The organism is Photorhabdus sp. RM323S (assembly GCF_042879375.1).
Lineage (GTDB): Bacteria > Pseudomonadota > Gammaproteobacteria > Enterobacterales > Enterobacteriaceae > Photorhabdus > Photorhabdus tasmaniensis.
In genome coordinates, this window is sequence record NZ_JBHFKZ010000005.1 from 140,237 (window position 1) to 161,382 (window position 21,146).

The window sequence follows — 21,146 nt, forward strand, 5'->3', positions numbered from 1 at the left end:
CACGGAGGTAAGCCCTAGTCTCTTGTGTCAATTTATTTAGCTGCCATAGGTAGCCCTTGTTTAAAGAGCATATTCAGAAACTCGTCGGCATCCATTGGGGGATATTTCAACGATTGACGCTGTCTTCTAACCGCTTTCAGAGCAAACGCAGGATTTAACGAAGTTGCGGCATTGGCTAATCTGGATACGGCCTTCAAAAACTTTTTTGCCAACAGAGCCCGGTTTCCCAAAATCAAAGGCATGACAAAAAATAGAAAATTATCTCGGCATATTAATGATGTGTCGTGGGGTAATTTTCTGCGAATATTGCAATGCAAAAGTGAATGGAACGGTAAAAACGTTATCCGCGTAGAGAGATTTTTTGCCAGTTCTAAATTATGTAGCGGCTGTGGTCACAAAATGGAAAAAATGCCCTTATCAGTGAGAAATTGGGTCTGTCCAATGTGTGGACAAAACCATGACAGAGAAATTAACGCCGCCCTCAATATTTGCCATCAAGGATTAGCTGATATGCTAGGGCATAGTGGTTATGTAAAGAGTTCCCTTGCAATAACGCCTGTCAGCGCAGGTAATTGCAACGAAAGCTATTAGCGGTTGCTAATAGGGGTCATAAGAAGCCCCCACTTGAGTCACGGGTGACTGAGTGGGGGGAGCAAGTCCACTAGCCGGCGTTTGTTCGTTGAAGTGGCATAGGATGGCGCACACAGCGACAACCCAGCTTACGAGAATAAAAAACAGACTATTCTGGCAACAGGAGCTCGTCTGTACTTCTAAGTTGAAAGTGATAAGGAGAGCTGAAGTTCTCCTTAACTAGCCTAAAAAGGGGTGTGAAATGGTTAGGAATGTGTTGAAAGTCTCCACATTAGCCTTATTGGTCGCATTTAATGTCAATGCTGCAACGGTTGACTTGCGGGTAATGGAAACATCTGATGTTCACAGTAATTTGATTGATTTTGATTACTTCAAAGATAAACCCACAGAACAATTTGGTTTGGTGCGTACCGCGAATTTAATTAAAGCGGCTAAAGCAGAAGTCTCCAATGCTATTTTGGTCGATAATGGTGATCTGATCCAAGGTAGTCCGCTAGCAGATTATATGGCGGCAAGGGGACTTAAAAAAGGGGAATCTCATCCAGCACATCAATTAATGAACACAATGGGTTATACCGTGGGTAACTTTGGTAACCACGAGTTTAACTTTGGTTTGGATTATCTGAAAAGTGTCATTGCCGGTGCGAGATTTCCTTATATCAATGCCAACATAATGGATGCTAAAACCGGTAAGAACTATTTCACACCTTATATTATCGTTGATACGCCAGTGAAAGATCGGGAGGGTAAAGATCACACCATTAAAATTGGCTATATCGGTTTTGTACCACCACAGATTGCTATCTGGGATAAGATCAATCTGGATGGGAAAGTTGTCGTTAACGATATTACTGAAACCGCGAAAAAATTTGTTCCTCAAATGAAGAAACAGGGCGCAGATTTGATTATCGCTATTCCTCATTCTGGTTTTTCTAAAGAGCCCTATAAGGCAATGGCTGAAAACTCGGTTTATTACTTGAGTGAAGTTGCAGGTATTGATGCGATTATGTTTGGTCATGCGCACGGTGTGTTCCCAAGCAAAGATTTTGCAGGTATTAACGGTGTTGATGTTGTCAGAGGGACGGTTAATGGTATTCCCGCCGTCATGCCTGGTCAATGGGGCGATCATTTGGGTGTTGTTGATATGGTTATCAACAATGATGGCGGAGTATGGCAGGTGGCGGAGGCAACAGCAGAAGCACGTCCGATTTATGACAAAATAGGCAAAAAGGCACTGGTTGGGCGTGATAGCGAGTTAGTGAAAATTATCGAGCAAGCCCATCAGGGAACCCGGGGTTTTGTCGGTAAATTGATTGGTAAAGCTTCCGCCGATATGTACAGCTATCTTGCCCTGATCCAAAGCGACCCAACAGTACAGATCGTGAATGATGCACAGGCAGATTATACGCGGCATTTTATTCAGGGTGATCCGGATTTAGCGGATATTCCTGTTCTGGCAGCGGCGGCACCTTTCAAAGTCGGTGGTCGTAAGAATGCCCCCGAAGATTTCGTTGAAGTTGAAAAAGGTGATTTGACGTTCCGTAACGCGGCGGATCTCTATCTATATTCAAACACACTGGCTGTTGTGAAGGTAACCGGTGCTGATGTGATTGAATGGCTGGAGTGTTCTGCCGGCATATATAACCAGATCGATCCAAATTCAACTCAGCCTCAGTATCTGTTGAACTGGAGCGGTTTCCGTACTTATAACTTCGACACGATTAGTGGCGTGAATTATAAGATTGATCTGACTCAACCCGCTAAATATGACGTTGATTGTCAAGTCATCAATCAAGGGGCGAACCGTATCAAGGAGGTGACTTATCAGGGTAAGCCTATCGATCCTCAAGCCAAGTTTCTCATTGCTACCAATAATTATCGTGCATATGGCGGTAAATTTGTTGGTACAGGCGAAGATAACATTGCATTCGCATCACCGGATGAGAACCGCGCTATCCTGGCTTCTTACATTGTCAAAGCGTCTCAAGAGAAAGGTATGGTCACGACCAAGGCCGATAATAACTGGTTGATTATGCCAATCAAAACTGACAAGCAACTGGATATTCGTTTCGAAACCTCTCCAAGTGAGAAAGCAGCTAAATTCATCAAAGAGTTTTCTCAATATCCAGTGAAATATTTGGAAAACGATGATGTCGGTTTTGCGGTATATCAAATTGATCTGACTGAAAAAAAATAATTTTAATCGTTGCCTGCCCTTGTTTGGGCAGGTTTTTGTTTACCATTCAACAGGGAAATGGTTTCCCATTGAGGAACAATGATGCGCTTTTCTAACTTATTACCGGCAGTATTTGTTTTATTGGTTGCTGGCTGTGCGAAGCAACCAAACGTGATGGATTTTTTAGAGCCACAAGCGGAAGACGCTATTTCCTGTGTATTGCCCGCTAATCCACCGGCAAATTATGACTACACCGCCAAAAATGATCGTTATGGTCAGAATGCGAAAGCCTCTACAGATTACTTCAAACTGGCGATTAATTATTCTCCGGCATTTTGTAAAAACAAAGAGAATGAGATTAATCGCCTGAAAAAGAATGACGAAATTGTTAAAGCGCAGAGTGAATATGAAAAGTTTGCATTGCAATGTTTTTCAGAAAATAAATTTGGCTGGATAATTCATGGCCTGTGGGCACAAACCTGTGATGGCAGATCAATGGATCAGTGTCGTGACTGGTCTGATATCCGTAAACATCCACGTCTGTGTAAGGGGGATTTACCACCCCTGGATTATCAGGTGATGAAGCCTTATTTGTGTACTTCTCCAGGTGTCGATCTGCTGCAAGGCGAGTGGGAAAAGCATGGTGTCTGCGCGTTTGCTGCGCCAGAACAGTTTTTCAGTAAACAGCAAGAACTGTTTAATGGATTGGTATTGCCAGATAGTCGCCTATCTAACAAGCAGTTAATTGAGTTCCTTCAGGAAAATAACCCATCATTAAAAGGTAAAACCATTCAGATCAATCAAAATGAATTTTACATTTGCTACAGCAAAGATTTCGACGTGATTGACTGTCCAAAACGCGAGTGATGATTACTAAAGGATAACATGATGAGTGATCCCCTTCCCGAAAAAAGGGGATCTCCGTTTTATCCGCAGCGCCTTAAAATAAAAACATTAAAGTCACTTAAGCAACGAATTGATAAATAGTTTCAAGATCTGATGTTATAGAATATCATCAAATTTAGATTTTAAATTGACCAACGTAGCCATAACCAACTTAACCAATTTGAACGTGGATCTATCATGACAAATAGAAATGTTACATGGTTAGTAAGGCCTGTAGGCTATCAGGCCATTTTGAAACGTTGCCCTGGCTGTGAGGTGAAAAAGGAGTTTTATCCAGCAGGTACATTCAGGGTTAATGCGCAAAAAAAAGTGTTGGATGTGTGGAGCATCTATAAATGTGAAAAATGTGATTACACTTGGAATATTGATATTTTTTCGAGGGTCAATGTCAATAAATTGGATGGCGACTTGTATGAACGATTTTTGCACAATGATCAAGATGAAGTTCGACGATATGCCTTTGATTATCGGGTGTTGGCAAAAAACAAAGCTGAACTTGGCGATTCCCCTGACTTTATCATCGAAGGTAAAGAACTTCAGGATATGGCTCAAACGCCAGCGGTACAGATCACGGTACAGCTTGAATATCCCATTCCTATCAGACTTATTTCGATCCTGACCAAAAAGCTTTCGTTGTCACGTAGTCGAGTGACTAAGCTTGTTAATCAAGGCGCTATTCAGGGGGTAACGGCAATTGAATTAAATAAAAAGCTAAAGCGTGATATTACTCTTGGCATCAATGTTAATGATTTATTGCAAGAGTCTGATAATAATTTTGTCTGAATTAATCTGGTTTCCCGGAGATGACATAAAAGTAAGAATGGATGAATGAAATGAAAATTATAAAGAAATGGTGGGTGCTCTCTACTGTTTCAGCTGCGTTATTGCTGGTTGCTGTTGATATGACAGTGTTGTATACCGCGCTTCCGAGCCTGACTCACAGTTTGAGCGCGAGTACAACGGAAAAGTTATGGATAGTGAATATCTACCCTCTTGTCGTCTCTGGGCTGTTGTTGGGTGCTGGTACTTTGGGAGATCGCATCGGGCATAAACGATTGCTGGTTTGTGGTCTCATGATATTTGGCTGCTCATCCTTGCTGGCAGCCTACTCTTATTCATCGGAAATGTTGATTGTTTCCCGGGCACTATTGGGGATCGGGGCGGCAACGATGATGCCTGCCACATTGTCGATTATCGCCTTGACATTCGATGATGAAGACGAGAAATCATTTGCAATTGGGATCTGGGCCGCCGTTGCCTCTGGAGGCGCGGCAATAGGGCCACTGATAGGCGGCTTATTGCTTGAATATTTTTGGTGGGGATCGGTGTTCCTCATTAATGTTCCTATTGTGATTTTGGCATTAATTCTGTCGTGGTTGTTTGTCCCAACCTCTAAGACCGATTCGTCTCATCCGTGGGATCTGGTTGGCTCATTGCAGATTATGGTTGTATTGATCAGTTTTGCCTATTCCATCAAGGAGTTCGCTAAGCGAGATCCTTCCTATATCGGGATACTTGTTACCTTCGCTTTGACGATAGGCTTTCTGGTGTTATTTATTCGACGCCAGAAGCGAAGTGCGCATCCATTGATTGATTTCGACATTTTCAAAAGTCCGGCTTTTTCGTCTTCAGTCATCGCTGGGTTGGTGGCTTCCGCCTGTTTGATGGGAATTAATCTGGTGTTAAGCCAGCGTTTGCAACTTGTATTGTCATTAACCCCTTTGCAATCGGGGCTCTATTTTCTGCCATTTTCATTGGGTGCAATTGTTGCGAGTCCTGTGAGTGGTTGGGTTCTTCCCCGTTTGGGTAGTGCTCGATTGCTCATTACCTCTTTGTTGATGTATGCCTTTGCCATACTTGCACTCATGGCCAGTTTTTCAGCCCCCCTGCCTTTGCAGGTAATGTGCTTTTTTGTGCTGGGAACATGCCTTGGGGCAACAATGACTGCCGCGTCCAGTACTATCATGCAGGCTACACCGCCAAATCGGGCAGGTATGGCCGCGTCTGTTGAAGAGGTTTCCTATGAGTTGGGTGGTGGATTGGGCATTGCGATAATGGGGAGCATTATGTCGGCTGTCTACAGTTATACCCTTGCGCTGCCGGCTGATTCTCCAGTGAATGATGCTGCCAGAGATGGTATTGATGGCGCTTTGATAGCTGCTGAAGGAATGGCACCTGATGCTGGTTTGGCTCTCGCAAATCTTGCCAGGTCAGCGTTCGACGATGCCGTTTTTTCTGTGATGGGGGTCGCATCCCTGTTTCTGATGGTGATGGCTGCGTTGGTATGGTTCAATTTTCGCCGCGCCTCCTAAGTGACTCCTCTTGTTAACAAACCCCATGTTAAAAATGTGGGGTTTGTCTTTTCGATATCAACGCTGATTAGCTGACTGGTTTATCACCCGTGTTTATTAATAAGAGTACTTATTTGATAGTAATAATATCTTAATTATTCTGGTCCAGTTCAAATATCTGGATTGATTCGTGGTGGTTTCTTTTTTTATTGCTACTTTTAAAACCGTCACTATGTTGTTTATGACGGTAGCAAATAGCGCTGGCGCTAATCCGCCCACAGGGCTTGCAATGGAAAGGTGAAGGTTATGCGTGTTCAGTTAGGGCAATTATATGACTTGCGATATTCGCTGAACATTGATCAATTATGTGTCGGTGAAGTATTAATGCCTTTGGAGCGATTGGCACCTGCACATCTCAGGGTGGCGATTGAATATTTGTTGAATAAATATTCTGTTCTGAGAGCACGATTTATCGGTAATGGAATGAATATGGAGATGGATTTTGTACCTCCCAGCCGTGAATTGCTGCACCAGGTTTTTGAAGTCAGAGAGCTAACAGGTAATCAAGATGATCGCCGGCGTTTAATATCAAATTATATCGCTGACATTAGAGCCAAGATGCATGTGGCAAATCCTCCCTTGTTGCGTTACTGCTTGTTTGATGACGATTTTGCCGGTGAGCAAAGGCTGGTATTGATATTCAATCATCTGGTGTGTGATGGCATTTCCAGCCGGATTTTATGGCGAGATCTCTCAAAGGCATACAGAATGTCTGTGAATGGACAACCGCTTGAGCTTGAGCAGGCCACTCATTATGAGCAGTTTTGCGCCGAGCTGCATGAACGGCATCAGCAAATCGCAAAGGCGGCTATTCTTGATATTGAACAACCAATTGAAAATACGCCCCTGAATATTCTCGGTGAGCGGCGTGTTGAGTCACTTCCCATTAGCCGATTGGCTGAGGCCATCACCGAAGTCAGGCAGCTTGATGATGAGGCTTTAAAGAGGATACGCCTGTTAGCCCAGCAACGTCGTGTCAGTGTGTCAGATTTGCTGCTTGGTGGCTGGTTAAAGGCGCTGGCGGCTGTTTTTGGCAAAGGCAAACTGGATATGCTCTTGTGGGTCAGCCCTCATTTTGTCGGTCATTGGGAAACCTCCGTTTCTCATCTTGTCGGATCAGTCTCATTTCCGATCACGGTTGGGTTTAATCTTGACCCGGTTTTATCGCTGGAAAGTACCCTTCAACACCTGGCACAAGAATTAAATGGCGCGATAGAAAAAGCGGCAGATTATGCTGCTACCTACTTTGTGCCTGATTCTGTATTTGGCTGGCCTGAGCTTCCTGCGATTTCTTTCAATTTCGTTGGTGATCAACGACGCTCTCCCAATATTATTGGTTATGAACTGGCACCTGAAAAAATACGTATTGGGAAGCCAGATGAAGATGCGCAAGATGTACCGTTGAGCATGGATATAGAGATATATGCCAGCGCTATGGATGTCACAATTTCTTCCAGGCCAGATTGTAATCTCCGGTTTTTACCATCCCGCTTGATGGCTCTTTGGTTGGATACGATCGGAGAGTCTGGCGTTAAACTGCCATTTTACTCTGGTTATCAATAGCATACCCTACCGTTTTTCGTCTTTTATAGTTTCATCAGTAGCACGGCTGTTCTCTGGATCTGATCGTTATTGAGAGGATTTTGATATGGATGCATTGCCTGATTGTTTGAAGAGTTGGTGTTGGTCGCTAGCACGTTTGATAAGGGGGAATATTGATGAGTCAAGAAATTCACGGGCGTAAAGTGTCACCGATCGAACCAGTTATGCGTGATCCCTTGCTTTGTGATTTGGAAGAGAGTGACGTTCAACTGTTCAATCTGAATTGGGTGAAATGTCATCTTATCTCTCCCAACGCTCCGTTATTAACTCAATGTACTGTCATTAGCAGAAATACCGATTTTGCTCACACGGTGAGAGGATTGATTGCAGCTAGGGGAATTGATGTTGTCGCTATTGATCTTGATGCAGATCTGACAGGTCAACTTGACTCAATAGAAGCCACGGACACATTGCTCTATTTAGCCAGCCCTGAGAAGCTCTTGAACGCTTCAAATATTGTGGCTCATGAGCTACACGAATTCGAAAGTTTACGTCTTATTGCTAACAAAGCTGCTCAAAGCCGTCATGAGGCGAAACCGCAACTCTGGATCCTGACCCAGGGGGTGCAAATGTTTGGCGAGCAATTTGATACGACAGGTTTGTCTGGTAGTGGTTTATGGGGATTAGGTCGGGTTATTGCCAGAGAGTACCCCATTGTTGAAACCGGTTTGGTTGATTTGCCTCTTGGACGGGTTGGAGACGAAGAGATCGCATTGGTTCTTGCCATTATGGCAAATGAGGGTGAGCAGAGAGAGTTTCTCATTGATGATCAGTGCATTTGGCAGCGTCAGGTTGAATCTTTAGCCATTAGCCATGAAAAGGCAGAGATCAAACAGGATGCAAACTATCTTATCACCGGCGGATTTGGCGATACCGGGCGCATGTTGGCTGCGAATCTTTTTGCCGCAGGGGCAAGGCATGTAACGCTTATGGGGCGTTCTGCTCCACCGGTTCATTTGATCAGTGAATCTGAGCAATGGAAAGCACAGAATTTCAATCTCTACTTATTCCAGGGGGATATAGCCGATATTGAGGATGTCAAGGCGGTGTTGCGGCGTATTGATAGGACGGGTCATCCCTTACGGGGAATCTATCATCTGGCAAGCGTTGTTGAAGATGAAATGCTTGCCACGTTAAACAGCCGTTCGGTTAACAAAATTTTCCGTCCGAAAATGGCCGGGAGCTGGAACTTGCATCTGGTTACTCAAGGGATAAGTCTGGATTGGTTCATTGCATTTTCTTCATTAGCCGGGATTATTGGCGTTGCGGGGCAGGGGGCAGATGCTGCCGCGAACTCATTCGTGGATTCTTTGATGCGATATCGGCTAGCGACTGGGCTTCCAGGTACGGCTATCGCGTGGGCACCCTGGCGGGGTGGGATGACCACACATCTCAATCCGTTGCACCTTAGCAGACTTGAAGCCATGGGATTGTTGTTCCTTGATATCCAGGATGTCATGGATACCGTCGCCAGAGAGAATATTCATCACTATGCTGGGCTGATTGCCGGAAACTTTAGCCGTGTTGCGCTGGAGAGGCTGATTGATTCTCGGGATCCGGTAAATGGTATAGAAACTGTTTTGGGTTCTGCTCAAAGTCATGATGCGATAGTCGCTGTTGGGCAACCCTCGCATGAGGAGCAGCGCAGCGCAATGACGGAAATCGTGATAGAAGAGCTGAAAAAACTTGTTGCCGGGGGAGAAGTCACTGCCGATACGAAGTTGAGTGAGATTGATATGGACTCCATGTCAGCGGTTGCGATTGTTCAGCGGTTGCGGGGGAACATTGGCAAATTAGTCCCCATATCGGTCTTGTTTGACGACTGTAGCATTGCTGAGGTGGTTGAAAAATTGAAGCGTTATTTCTGACGAGCCGTTAGCTGATGCAGTAACACCAAGCACAAACCTTGCCCTTTCCGTAACGAGGTTGGCGTGACCAGAGGGTGGGGATACTGTTTAGTATTGATGGAGCTTGACACGTTATGTATATAAATTGCCCACAGACTGGTGATGCAGAATTGCTGTCCATGCAGCAGAGAGCTTTATGGTTCATTGCCAATTATACGCCGGATGATGGCAGATATAATATTGCCCAGGCTTTCCGTATTCACGGATCGTTTCAAATTGATGCCTTTCGCTATGCGGTTAATCGGCTGGTTTCCAAAAATGCCACATTGAGAAGCACGTTCGTGAACATGAACGGTGAACCAAGGCTTGTGATTAATGAACACTTACCGCCGGCACTGGCGGTTTTCGATGCAACGGAATGGAGCCCGGATACTCTCGAACATGCAGTGCAGGATTTTCATGCTGTTCCTTTTAAGTTGGAAAAAGAGTCATGTCTGCGTTTCGGTATTTATGTGGTCAGTGCCGAAGAGCACGTTTTACTGATGTGTGTTCATCATATTGTGTCGGATTTTACTTCACTTGGTTTTATGTGGGATCAGCTTGAACACTTTTATCTGGCTGAACTGGGGGAAGATTCCGATTCCTGGTTACAGCCAGCCGAAGTTTTCCAGGATTACGTCTCGCGGGAACAAGAGTATTACCAGAGTGAAGTGGCGGCGGAATCGAAAGCTTATTGGAGTGCGTGTTTAAAGAAGCAACCGGCAATGCTGCAATGGAACAATTTTTGGCGCAAAGGCCATAGTGGCCGGTCATCAGTGCTTTTTAACCTTGGTGAAGAGACCACGAAAAAAATAAAGCAGTTGGCTGCGCAAATAGGCGGCTCGGTCTTTACTGTCATGTTAGCGGCATGGGGGGCTTACATAGCCAGGGAGACAAAAACGTCAGATGTTGTGATGGGTGTGCCGGTGTCGATGCGTGACTCGGTTCATCAGCATATTATCGGCTGTCTGTTTAATGTATTACCTATACGTTTGTCCGTTGATCAAACATTTCATCACTTGTTATCGGCTGCAAAAGAAAGATCGTTATCGGCGCTTGATAATCGAAATTTTTGTCTCAGTCAAATGCTTGATCACCTTGCTGTGGAGCGGCATGAAGGGCGTAATCCGTTGTTTCAGACCGCAGTGAATATGCTGGGACACGTAGGGCAGTCGCGTTGGCTGAAATTGGAGTTGGCGACGGCTGAGGATGCTGTTCAGGTTTTATGGGCGGGAAGGGTTATTTCTCCATTCAGGATTTGTCAGCAGGAAGGGCAGGTTGATATTGAACTGTTATTTTTGGATGCTGATTGCCAATTAAGATGTGAACTCAAAGGGGACAAACATTTTTTCTCACATTCAGGTCTTCAGATATTTGCAGAGCGCTTCGGGAGGGTGGTTGAAACCCTTATTACGGAGCCTGATAGGGAAATAAGTGCTTTGTTGGCACCAAAATCAGAGGATTACAATCTTCCGTCTGGTCCGCTTAATTCGGATATGCTCCCTGAGATAGCGGATCAGACCATCGTTTCGCTTTTCGATCAACGGGTTGTGCAACAAGCGGCGTCCGTAGCGATTCGTTGTGGTGACGATAGATTAACTTATCTGGATTTGCAGCGTTGGTCGCTGGAGGTCGCTGCCCAGCTTATGCAAAATGGGGTTGTGCTTGGTGATCGGGTGGGGGTTGCATTATTGCCTTCACTGGAGGCCGTGGTGACGATGCTTGGGATTATGCGTATTGGTGCGGGATATGTACCGTTAGATCCCAGGCTGCCACAGAAACGTCTGGAGAGAATTGTCGAACAATCAGAGATGAAGCTGATTGTTGTTAACACGGATGTTGACTTGGACGACGCGTTTGCGACTAAGCTGATGGTGATCACGGCTACTGAACCACCGTTTGTTGTAAAACCTGTGGATCATTGTACCCCTTCTTCGATTGCATACAGTGTTTTCACTTCGGGTTCCACGGGGACGCCCAAAGGTATTGATGTTGAACACGGCAATGTTATTTCTTTTCTGAACGCAATGGATGAATATCTGGCCCCCGCACCTGGAGAAGTGTGGACTTGGTTCCATGCTGCCAGCTTTGATTTATCTGTGTGGGAGATTTGGGGTTCACTCTGCTCTGGTGGGATTTTAGTCATTGTGCCTGATGATATACGTAATCAACCTGACAAGCTTCTGGACCTTATAGCAGCGGAGCAGGTAACTATTGTCACACAGACGCCTGCCAGTTTGAAAAACCTGCTATCTGAGTTTCAGAGCCTGCCAAGAACTTATGCGATAAAACATTGGGTCATTTGTGGTGAAGCCCTTCTCAGTGCCACTATTCAGCCTTATTTGAATACCCAGTGGACATTATGGAATATGTATGGTCCAGCGGAGACAACTGTTTACACCACTGTGGAGAAAGTCACAGAAGCACTGACTGACTACACTGTGATCCCCATTGGCAAACCGTTAGGTTTCGCAACGGTCTATATTTTGAACACTTCAATGCAAACACCTCCGATGGGTGAAGTCGGCGAAATTTACATTGGTGGACGTGGGATCGCCCGGGGTTATGTCGGTCTTGAACAGTTAACTGCTCAATGTTTCATTCCTGATCCCTATATTGATCATGGACGTATGTATAAAACCGGTGATTTGGCGTATTGGGACGGGGAACGAATTCATTTTTGTGGTCGCGTGGATAATCAGGTAAAAGTTGCCGGTTATCGAATTGAGATTGCAGAGATTGAGGATTGTCTCAATCGCTATCATGCTATTGCGGATGCTGCCGTTATCGTTGAATCTCACGAGGGCACAGATCGTTTAGTTGCAATATTGGTACCTGCGAGTCAGCGCAATTTGCCCGAAGAGTCTGCTATTCGTGATCATCTCAGAGCTTATCTCCCCATCTACATGTTGCCCGGCAGGATTATGCTGGCTGATGAATTACCGTGTAATACCCATAACAAAGTTGATAGAAGAGCGTTAAATGATTTGATTAAAGCGGGGAGGTTGACGGATATCAGTTCGTTGGGACCTGTCCCTGAGTTACCTGTTGACTCAGTTTTCGCCGAGATTTCGAAGATTTGGTGTGAGGTGTTGGGGAGAGCAGCAGTCGGATTGGATGACGCATTTTTTGATATTGGTGGTAATTCATTGGCACTGATGCAGATCCATGCACATATTGTGCAATTACCGGGATGCAGTGCATTGCTCCCTTCCGATTTATTCCGCTTTCCGACGATCCGTATGTTGGCTAATTACCTTTTACGTCCTCTGCAACTGATGACGCTGGCAGAAGTTGCAGATAAACCCTCCCAAACGCGGCGTCAGAAAACGCTGAGTTCAAGAAGATCATTGAAGGGGGAACAAGATGTCTGAGAATGCGATCGCAATCATTGGAGCCACTTGTCGGTTACCTCTGGCTAATAGCTTGGATGTACTATGGGAAAATCTTGTTGCGGGCCGAATCTTGGCAAAAAGATATAGCCAGGAAGAGCTTGCCCGTTTTGGCGTCGCCCGGCATATCGTCACTGCAAAAAATTATGTTCCTGTTGATTCATGTTTGCCGGATATCGATCTGTTCGATCCCGATTTTTTTTCAATAAGCCAGCGAGAGGCTGAATTACTCGATCCTCAACACCGGATTCTTCTGGAGTGCGCATGGGAACTGGCAGAAGTGACCGGTTATGGTAATCCTTTCCGACGTCCCCGGATCGGTGTTTTTACCGGAAGTTCGATGAATACCTATTTGCCTAATGTCATTAGATCTGAATGTGATCTGGCTTCGCTAATGGGAACAGAGCTAATGCTGACGAATGATAAGGATTATCTGTCAGCACGAATTTCATACAAGCTCGGTTTTGACGGGCCGAGTATGACGGTTCTGACGGGCTGTTCGACCTCATTGACGGCGGTTCATACCGCAATACAAAGCCTCTTGCTTGGAGAATGTGAGATTGCTTTCGCTGGTGGTGTTTCCGTACATGCTCATCCCCGGCCGGGCTATTTTTATCAGCGCGATATGATCTTCTCAGAGGATGGATATTGTAGACCATTCGATGAGAAGGCATCGGGCACTTTCTTTGGTGATGGTGCTGGACTTGTGGCTCTTCGGCCATTAGATGAGGCCATGAGAAATGGGGATACCATTCATGCCGTGATCCTTGGTTCAGCGGCGAATAATGATGGTTCTGCCCGGGCAGGCTTTGCCGCGCCGGGTGTTGATGGGCAACGAAAACTCATTTTGGATGCCCAGGCAATTGCAGGGGTTGAGCCGGATGAATTAGGGATGATCGAGGCACATGGTACCGCGACGCCACTTGGGGATTCGGTCGAATATGCTGCGCTTTGTCAGGCTTTCCGTCAGGGTACTGATCGTGAGGGATTTTGTGCGTTAGGATCGATCAAAGCTAACATGGGTCATTTGGCGGCTGCCGCAGGATTCGCGGGGTTGGCAAAGACGATTATGGCACTGAAAACAGGCATAATTACGCCACATCCGACTTTCAGCAGAGCCAGTTCTGCTATGAACCTTGAGCAAAGTCCTTTCATTATCAACACCACGCCTATCAATTGGCCGGTGAAAGGACTACGACGGGCGGGAATCAGCTCTTTTGGTGCGGGTGGCAGCAATGTTCATATGATTTTGCAGCAAGCACCGGTACGAATGTCAGGTAAAAGTAAACTTGGTTGGCGAGCTATTCCGTTGGGGGGACGTAGTGTCAATGCTTTGGACACGTTGAGGACAAGTTTGGCGGAAATGCTGGAGGCTAAACCAGATACGCATATTGATGAAGTGGCTTTTACCTATGCGGAAGGACGTGCAGCGCAACCATACCGAGCCTGTGTGTATGCTAAAGATGTGAAAATGTTGATCGAGAGCATCAGAAGCACGGATTTCACCGTCACCGCACACATTTCTGAACCGCAACGTCTGGTGATTACGCTTGGGCCGGGTATTCGCTCCGCTTTATCTATGAAGATGCCTGGCTATTGGCAAGAAGTGGATAGATTACTCGCTGAATTACCGGCGGATCTTTCCCATAACATCAATAGAATTGACATCACTGAAATAACAGAACGTAATGGAAATCGGGAGCGAATTGCCAATGTCGTGGCTATGATCGCCGCGATGAATTGTTGGCGGAAAATGATCTCCACGCCGGTACTCATCATATCCGATAATCGTTACGACCTTGCCGTTGCCTGCTCGTTGGGTATGCTGACATTGCCGGAAGTCGTTGATAAGTTACAGGGAAAGGTGCCACAGGATTTAGCTAGGGATCGTATCGCTTTGCCCGGCCGTTTTTGGTCCAAGCATCATGGAGTGGTTGATGGTAACAATGCGAAAGCCATCTTGATTGATGGAGCCATTCCGAGCTTACGGCAAGAGAGTGAGGTTATATCAGCCAATGATGTGATATTAGATTTTAGCCATTCGTCTGACCGTTTCTCTGAAATAGTTTCAAACGCGGAAAATATTATTCGTTTGGATGCCTTTTATGAAGAGGATGACAAGGCGTTAGTCACGCTGGTTGGAAAGTTATGGCAACGTGGTTTGGTTATCGATTGGTCGGTATTGAGAGGCGGGGAAGTTGTTTCACGTATTCCGCTTCCGGTTCAACCTTTGCAACGTCGGCGGTGCTGGTATACAGGTTCAGCAGAGACAGAGCACCAGCAACAACTTTATGTTGATCAGCCTGTGGCAAGCCCTGAAATTGTTGACGGCCCCGTCGGTGTTTATGTTGAACGCTGGAAACGAACGCGGCGTTTATTGCCTGTATCATCAGCAGATAAGCGTAACTGGCTGATTGTCTATGATAAAAGCTGTCAAGAAGTTTGTCCGATCGCGGATATTCTGCGTGATCTGGGGCAGAAAGTGTTTGAGGTGCATGAGAACCGTGTCACGTCTTTCCATGAAACAGAGCTCATAGTCAACTTTGACGATACCGCAAGTGTTCAACGTTTGATGCTTATGTTGAAGAAACAGCAAGCAGATACACCTGACCATATCCTCTTCATTTTTGGTGATATCCTGCCCGATTTTGACATGCTGGCAGGGGAAGATCGTTTCCCATTTACGTTATTTAATAGGGTAAAAGCGCTTTCCCAGGTTGGCAATAAAGCCATTTCATTGACCTTGATAGGACAAGGCTTTATCGACGTCACTGGCAGTGAGCCACCGATTATAGAACGGGCCACTATGCTGGCATCCATCTCTGCGATCAGCCAGGAATTGCCTGGCATGATGATGAAAGTGATAGACATACCCGCCGAAGAAATTTGCCGTTTTAATCATGCTCAACATATCGTGACTGAACTTTTCACTACCGACGACCAGCCAGTGATTGGGGTGCGTCAAGGCTGGCGGTGGGAACGCTATTTTGAGGTGGTTAGCCCATCAGTCAGCCGCGAAGTTTCACCCGGCATGATCTGTTTGGTGACCGGGGGATTGGGTACGGTTGGTTTTGGTATTGCACAATATCTTGCCACGAAGTTTAACGCGAAACTCATCCTGCTCGTTCAGACACCCATAGATTCCGCCAGGTCTGATACGTTGCAGAGTCAGCGATTAGCGGAGTTGCGAAATATTAACGCTGACGTTGAAGTTATTACCGCCGATGTGACAGACAAAACTTGTGTGCTTGCAGAACTTTCCCGGGCGGAATCCATCTTGGGTGAAGCGAATTGCTTTGTCCATGCTGCCGGACTTTCTGGTCAGGCAACGATCCAATGGTTGCAAAATTCGGATCAGCAGGATTGGGAAAAGCTAATGCAGCCAAAACGAAAAGGGGCGGCTGTTTTGCATGAAATATTTGCTGATCGCTCTTTGAGATTTGGTTGTTTTATCTCGTCTTTGTCGGTTTTCGCTGGAGGTTTGGGTCTTGCTCCTTATGCCGCTTCAAACGAAGCCTGCGCAGCATTTTCTTCAATGCACAATGTGGATAAACCCTATTTCTCAATTGATTGGGATGGATGGGAAGGCTGGGATGAGTCAAATAGCTTCAAATACAGCGTAAATCGTGTTCGTCCCTTACGTTATGCCGATATCGTTAATGCATTGAATATTATTTTTGCCACATGCCATGCAGAGCCTCGTTTTGCGGTTTCCACCGTACCTTTAAATGAACGGTTGCACGATATTGTGCAGACACCACTTCAAGGGGATGCAGAGAGGCCCATAGTGGCACCGCCTCCTGCATCAGACGAAGCCATAATGGATGATATGACGGCTATTTGGCGTGATGTACTGCGTTGTCCTGTTGATCATGAATCGAACTTTTTCGATTTAGGGGGCGATTCATTAGTGGGTGCTGAATTGGTGCGACAGGTTAATACTCATTTTAATGTTGTTGTATCTATGGTTGATCTTTTCGAATCCAGCACGGTGGTGTCTCTTACGATGCAGGTAAAGAAAAAGCGAATTGAAGGTGGTGTGCGGTAGCTTGAGTCGGCAAGAACAACTTGTTCGGGGGAAGGGAATTAGAATGAAGTCAAAAATACAAATGCGCTATTCAACAGATATCGCGATTACCAGCATCGCTGGGCGTTTTCCTAATGCGGATTCGAGTCAAGAGCTTTGGCAAGCAATCTTAGGGAAACGGGAACTGATTTCTGGTTATACCAATGCAGAGCTTCATGATAGGGGCGTTAATGCGGATGCAAGAGGATTGCATTACGTTCCGCGTGGTGCGTACCTACAGGATCCGGAAAAGTTTGATTACGGCTATTTTCAACTGATGCCAAGGGAAGTGTCGAAAATGGATCCCCAACAACGGATTTGTCTGGAGGTTTGCCATGAGGCGCTTGAACTGAGCGGCTATTCAAACGGTGCAGACGCGGGACTCTGTTCAGTTTTTGTGGGTTCTCGTCAAAGTACCTGGCACGCAAATGTGCCGGCGATGAACAATTCTCCGGCTGACGCGATGCTGCTGTTTGGGGGAAGTTCTATCGATGCCTTGGCAACTCGTATCGCGTACAAGTTCAACTGCTTAGGACCGGCTGTGAGCATAGGAACGTTTTGTTCAGGCTCGCTTGTCGCTGTACATATGGCTTGTAACAGCCTGCTGTTAGGTGAAAGTGATATGGCTCTGGCTGGCGGTGTTTGCGTTAGGTATCCCGCTCATGTTGGCTATGTTTACCATGAAGGCGGCATATTATCTCCGACGGGACGCGTTTGTGCGTTTGATGAGAGAGCCGACGGTACGATTTTCTCTGATGCGACGGCATTCGTGGCGTTGCGCCGTCTGGAGGATGCTCTGCTCAATGGTGAACCTATTTTGGCCGTGATTAAAGGAACGGCAATAAACAACGATGGGGCTGTCAAGGCGGGTTATAGTGCTCCGGGTGTTTCAGGGCAGGAACAGGTGATCCGTCGTGCGCTTGCTGCTGCTGATGTACGGGCCGATCAGATTGGTTTGATCGAAGCGCACGGTACTGGAACGCCAGTCGGTGATGGGATTGAGTTACGTGCGTTGGGGCGGGTGTTTGAACGCGTCTCTGCCAGAGCTTGTGCTTTAGGCTCAATTAAATCCAATCTTGGTCATGCTGATTGTGCATCGGGTATCGCCGGGCTGATAAAAACTATCTATGCCGTCAATTTAGGCATTATTCCTCCTTCAATTAATTGTGAATCTCCATGCGCTGAACTTCGGGATCCTGCATCTCCGTTTTATGTCCCAACCGAACCCAGTGCTTGGGATAACCGTTATTCCTCTAGAATTGCAGGTGTTAGTTCGTTCGGGATAGGTGGCACAAATGTTCATATTGTGGTTGCCGAGCCGCCAGCGAGAGAACCTGATATGCCTTCCCTGGAAGCCGCACATCTGATACCGCTGAGTGCACGTACTGAGGCGGCATTAACACACAAAATCTTGGATCTGGCGAAATATCTTGAGCAGTATTCAGAGGTGAATATCGCTGATATTGCATTTACCTTGCAACGGGGCCGACGACATTTATCAATACGAAAGGTGATTGTCGCACGTGATATTCGTGAACTGACATTGGGCTTATTAAATAAGGCCAGAGTGGTAGCTCACGAATCTAGCGAACTGCCAGACATTTATATTTCGTCTGCCTCTGCCTGGCAGGCCGGGGAAAATATCAGTTGGGATATTTTTTACCAGAACGAGCATCGTAAACGGCTCGCGCTTCCAACTTATCCATTTGAAAGAACGGCAATCTGAGCTGTAAACATGGTAGAGATCGTCTTCATTTAAGGAAAGTGAGGTTGATATGAGTAATAGTAATATTGAAATTATTCAGAGAGAGATAACCACTATTTTTGCAGAAACATTTGGTTTACCGAGAGAAGAGATAAAACTGGAAATACCGTTGGTTGAATTAGGTGCGGAATCACTCTTGTTATTCGAAGTGTTGGATCCCATCCAGAAACGATTTGGTATAAAACTTTCAGTGCGGCAGTTTTTTGCAGAATTACAAACGGTTCGTCAACTCAGTGAATATGTGTTGATGGCAGATAAAAGCAAGGCCGGGGAAGATAATGATTCGGCAATTCACCCTCAACCCGGTTTGACTGAGCAAGAGAGCATTTCTGATCAGCCAGACGCGATAGATATTCCACATGTTAAGAAAGAACGCTTTTTTCAATGGATGTCGAGAAGTGCGTCACCCATTGAATCTGAGGAGAGAAGAAAATATCTGGCTTCATTCATCTCCCGGTATAACGAGCGAACAATTCAATCAAAAACTCATTCGGTAGCGGTACGTAACAGTATTGCAGATAGCCGTTCTGGTATTGGATTTAAACCCTCCATCAAAGAATTGCTTTACCCGATTGTATGCGCCAAGTTTGAAGGGGCTATCATCCAGGATATCGATGGTAATGATTACATTGATATGACGATGGGCTTCGGTGCACATTTGTTTGGGCATAGTCCATCTTTCGTTATTAAAGAGCTCACTCAGCAAATAAGCAACAGTTTTGGTTTGGGAACCCGGCATGCGATAGGTTTGGAGGTGGCTGAACTGATAAAAGAAATTACCGGCATGGATCGTGTTGCTTTTGTGAATAGTGGAACCGAAGCGGTAATGAATGCGGTTCGGGCTGCACGGGCGCTCACTCGTCGAAATCATATCGTGCTTTTCTCCAGTAGTTACCACGGGCATTGGGATGCCGTACTGGCTAAAGCCAGTGAATATGATGAAGTCAGTGTCACTAAACCCGTTTCGGTGGGCATCCCCGAGAATATGGTGGCTGATGTTTCGGTATTTGAATTTGGTTCCAATGAAGCTATTGAGTTTTTCAAAGTCAATCGCACCAGAATTGCGGCGGTGCTCGTAGAACCTGTACCAACGCGTGACCCTGGTCTTTGTAATCCAGATTACTTAAGACGTCTGCGTCAAATGACCAAGGATTTGGGTATTTTGTTGATATTGGATGAAATCGTGACGGGTTTCAGATCTCACCCGGCAGGTATCCAAGGGTTATTTGGAATTGAGGCTGATATTGTGACCTATGGCAAAACGATCGGTGGAGGAATGCCGTTGGGAGTGATTACCGGCAGGGGAAATATGCTTGATTCGATTGACGGTGGAAACTGGAATTTCAACGATGACAGCTTCCCGGCAGCGGAACCGACATTCTTTGGTGGAACATATTTTCAACATCCACTGTCTATGGCTGCCGCGAAAGCCACTTTGCTGGAGATCAAAAGAAGAGGGGAATCTTTTACCAAGGCACTGACGCAATGTACTGAATCGTTTGTTTTACGTTTGAATCGCCTGTTCTTGAGTCGCCGGGTTCCCATTGAGGCAAGATCATTTTCCTCATTTTTTAGATTAATTCATCGTGACAACATGGATTTGCTTTACTACAACCTGCTGATGAGAGGTGTTTACATCTGGGAGTGGCGATGCTGGTTTATCTCTGATGCACACGATAACACTCATCTGGAAAAAGTTTATTTGGCGTTTGTGGATAGCCTGGATGAACTTGAGCAAAATAACCTTCTTCCACGGTATAGCTAGATCAAACGGGATTGTTGTGAGCGATAAATTATCGAATTGTGAAGCATCCTATTCTCTGGCCGTGCTGAGTTCAATGCTCTGAAACGACTGTTCATAGTTTGTTGGGTAACGAAAATTAAGGGGAGTGTTATGCCATTGGCAAACAAAAGTGTTTTCATTGGTGGGCCTATTCAATCCGCGATTTATGATGGTGGTTTTCATGAAGAGTTGAGAATGACTATCCAGTTAGCGGTTAAGACAGTAAAGGCACTGAATGGCAATGTATTATCGGCACATTTGACCGAGAAATTTGGCATTGATACCCCCAATTATACGCCGGAGATGGTATCAAAACGGGATTTCCAATGGATGCAACAGTGTGATTTTTTCATGCCCATTCTTCCGGTTCATTGTGGTGAGGAATTATTGCGTACTGATGGCACACATATTGAACTTGGTTGGGCCTCGGCCCTGAAACGGCCCGTACTGCTGATCACTCAACTGCCGATTGTGCGCGGTGGTAGTCATTTATTAAAGGGATTGGAGCATGTTTGCAATTTGTCGAAATTGGACATTCACGATTTTCGTCATAATCCGTGGCAGATTGGTGAGATTTTCAGAAATTTTCAGTTGAGTAGCTATTGAGCACCTTTTGGGGACATCGCCT

General features: G+C 45.8%; 12 protein-coding genes. All 12 read left to right on the forward strand.

Annotation, left to right across the window (positions count from 1 at the left end; genetic code table 11):
- Positions 1-240 precede the first annotated feature (240 nt).
- The 12 genes from ACGF7G_RS04315 to ACGF7G_RS04370 all read left to right on the forward strand — a co-directional run bounded on the left by ACGF7G_RS04315 (position 241) and on the right by ACGF7G_RS04370 (position 21,124).
- Positions 241-591, forward strand: a complete 351-nt coding sequence (locus tag ACGF7G_RS04315) for an RNA-guided endonuclease InsQ/TnpB family protein (protein ID WP_387463780.1) — start codon at positions 241-243, stop codon at positions 589-591.
- A gap of 241 nt (positions 592-832) precedes the next feature.
- Positions 833-2,788 (forward strand): bifunctional 2',3'-cyclic-nucleotide 2'-phosphodiesterase/3'-nucleotidase, encoded by a 1,956-nt coding sequence (locus ACGF7G_RS04320; protein ID WP_387463758.1) that lies wholly within the window; start codon positions 833-835, stop codon positions 2,786-2,788.
- A gap of 78 nt (positions 2,789-2,866) precedes the next feature.
- Positions 2,867-3,634, forward strand: coding sequence for a ribonuclease (locus ACGF7G_RS04325; RefSeq protein ID WP_387463760.1), 768 nt, complete (start codon positions 2,867-2,869; stop codon positions 3,632-3,634).
- A gap of 216 nt (positions 3,635-3,850) precedes the next feature.
- Positions 3,851-4,456, forward strand: coding sequence for a DUF1062 domain-containing protein (locus ACGF7G_RS04330; RefSeq protein WP_387463762.1), 606 nt, complete (start codon positions 3,851-3,853; stop codon positions 4,454-4,456).
- A gap of 50 nt (positions 4,457-4,506) precedes the next feature.
- On the forward strand, positions 4,507-5,985 hold the full coding sequence (locus tag ACGF7G_RS04335; RefSeq protein WP_387463763.1) for an MFS transporter: 1,479 nt from the start codon (positions 4,507-4,509) through the stop codon (positions 5,983-5,985).
- A 285-nt stretch (positions 5,986-6,270) separates the two neighbouring features.
- Positions 6,271-7,587 (forward strand): condensation domain-containing protein, encoded by a 1,317-nt coding sequence (locus tag ACGF7G_RS04340; protein WP_387463764.1) that lies wholly within the window; start codon positions 6,271-6,273, stop codon positions 7,585-7,587.
- Between the two features lie 155 nt (positions 7,588-7,742).
- On the forward strand, positions 7,743-9,494 hold the full coding sequence (locus ACGF7G_RS04345; protein WP_387463765.1) for a beta-ketoacyl reductase: 1,752 nt from the start codon (positions 7,743-7,745) through the stop codon (positions 9,492-9,494).
- 113 nt (positions 9,495-9,607) lie between these two features.
- The gene (locus ACGF7G_RS04350) at positions 9,608-12,886 is read left to right on the forward strand and encodes an amino acid adenylation domain-containing protein (protein ID WP_387463767.1); all 3,279 of its coding nucleotides are present in this window, start codon (positions 9,608-9,610) and stop codon (positions 12,884-12,886) included.
- Complete coding sequence (locus ACGF7G_RS04355; protein WP_387463769.1) at positions 12,879-16,952, forward strand: SDR family NAD(P)-dependent oxidoreductase; 4,074 nt, start codon at positions 12,879-12,881, stop codon at positions 16,950-16,952. The genes ACGF7G_RS04350 and ACGF7G_RS04355 overlap by 8 nt, the downstream gene beginning before the upstream one ends.
- Before the next feature lie 43 nt (positions 16,953-16,995).
- Positions 16,996-18,696: a beta-ketoacyl synthase N-terminal-like domain-containing protein gene (locus ACGF7G_RS04360; protein WP_387463771.1), complete on the forward strand. Its 1,701-nt coding sequence runs from the start codon at positions 16,996-16,998 to the stop codon at positions 18,694-18,696.
- A 49-nt stretch (positions 18,697-18,745) separates the two neighbouring features.
- Positions 18,746-20,500: an aminotransferase class III-fold pyridoxal phosphate-dependent enzyme gene (locus ACGF7G_RS04365; RefSeq protein ID WP_387463773.1), complete on the forward strand. Its 1,755-nt coding sequence runs from the start codon at positions 18,746-18,748 to the stop codon at positions 20,498-20,500.
- Between the two features lie 129 nt (positions 20,501-20,629).
- Positions 20,630-21,124: a hypothetical protein gene (locus ACGF7G_RS04370; RefSeq protein WP_133813590.1), complete on the forward strand. Its 495-nt coding sequence runs from the start codon at positions 20,630-20,632 to the stop codon at positions 21,122-21,124.
- Positions 21,125-21,146: the final 22 nt, after the last annotated feature.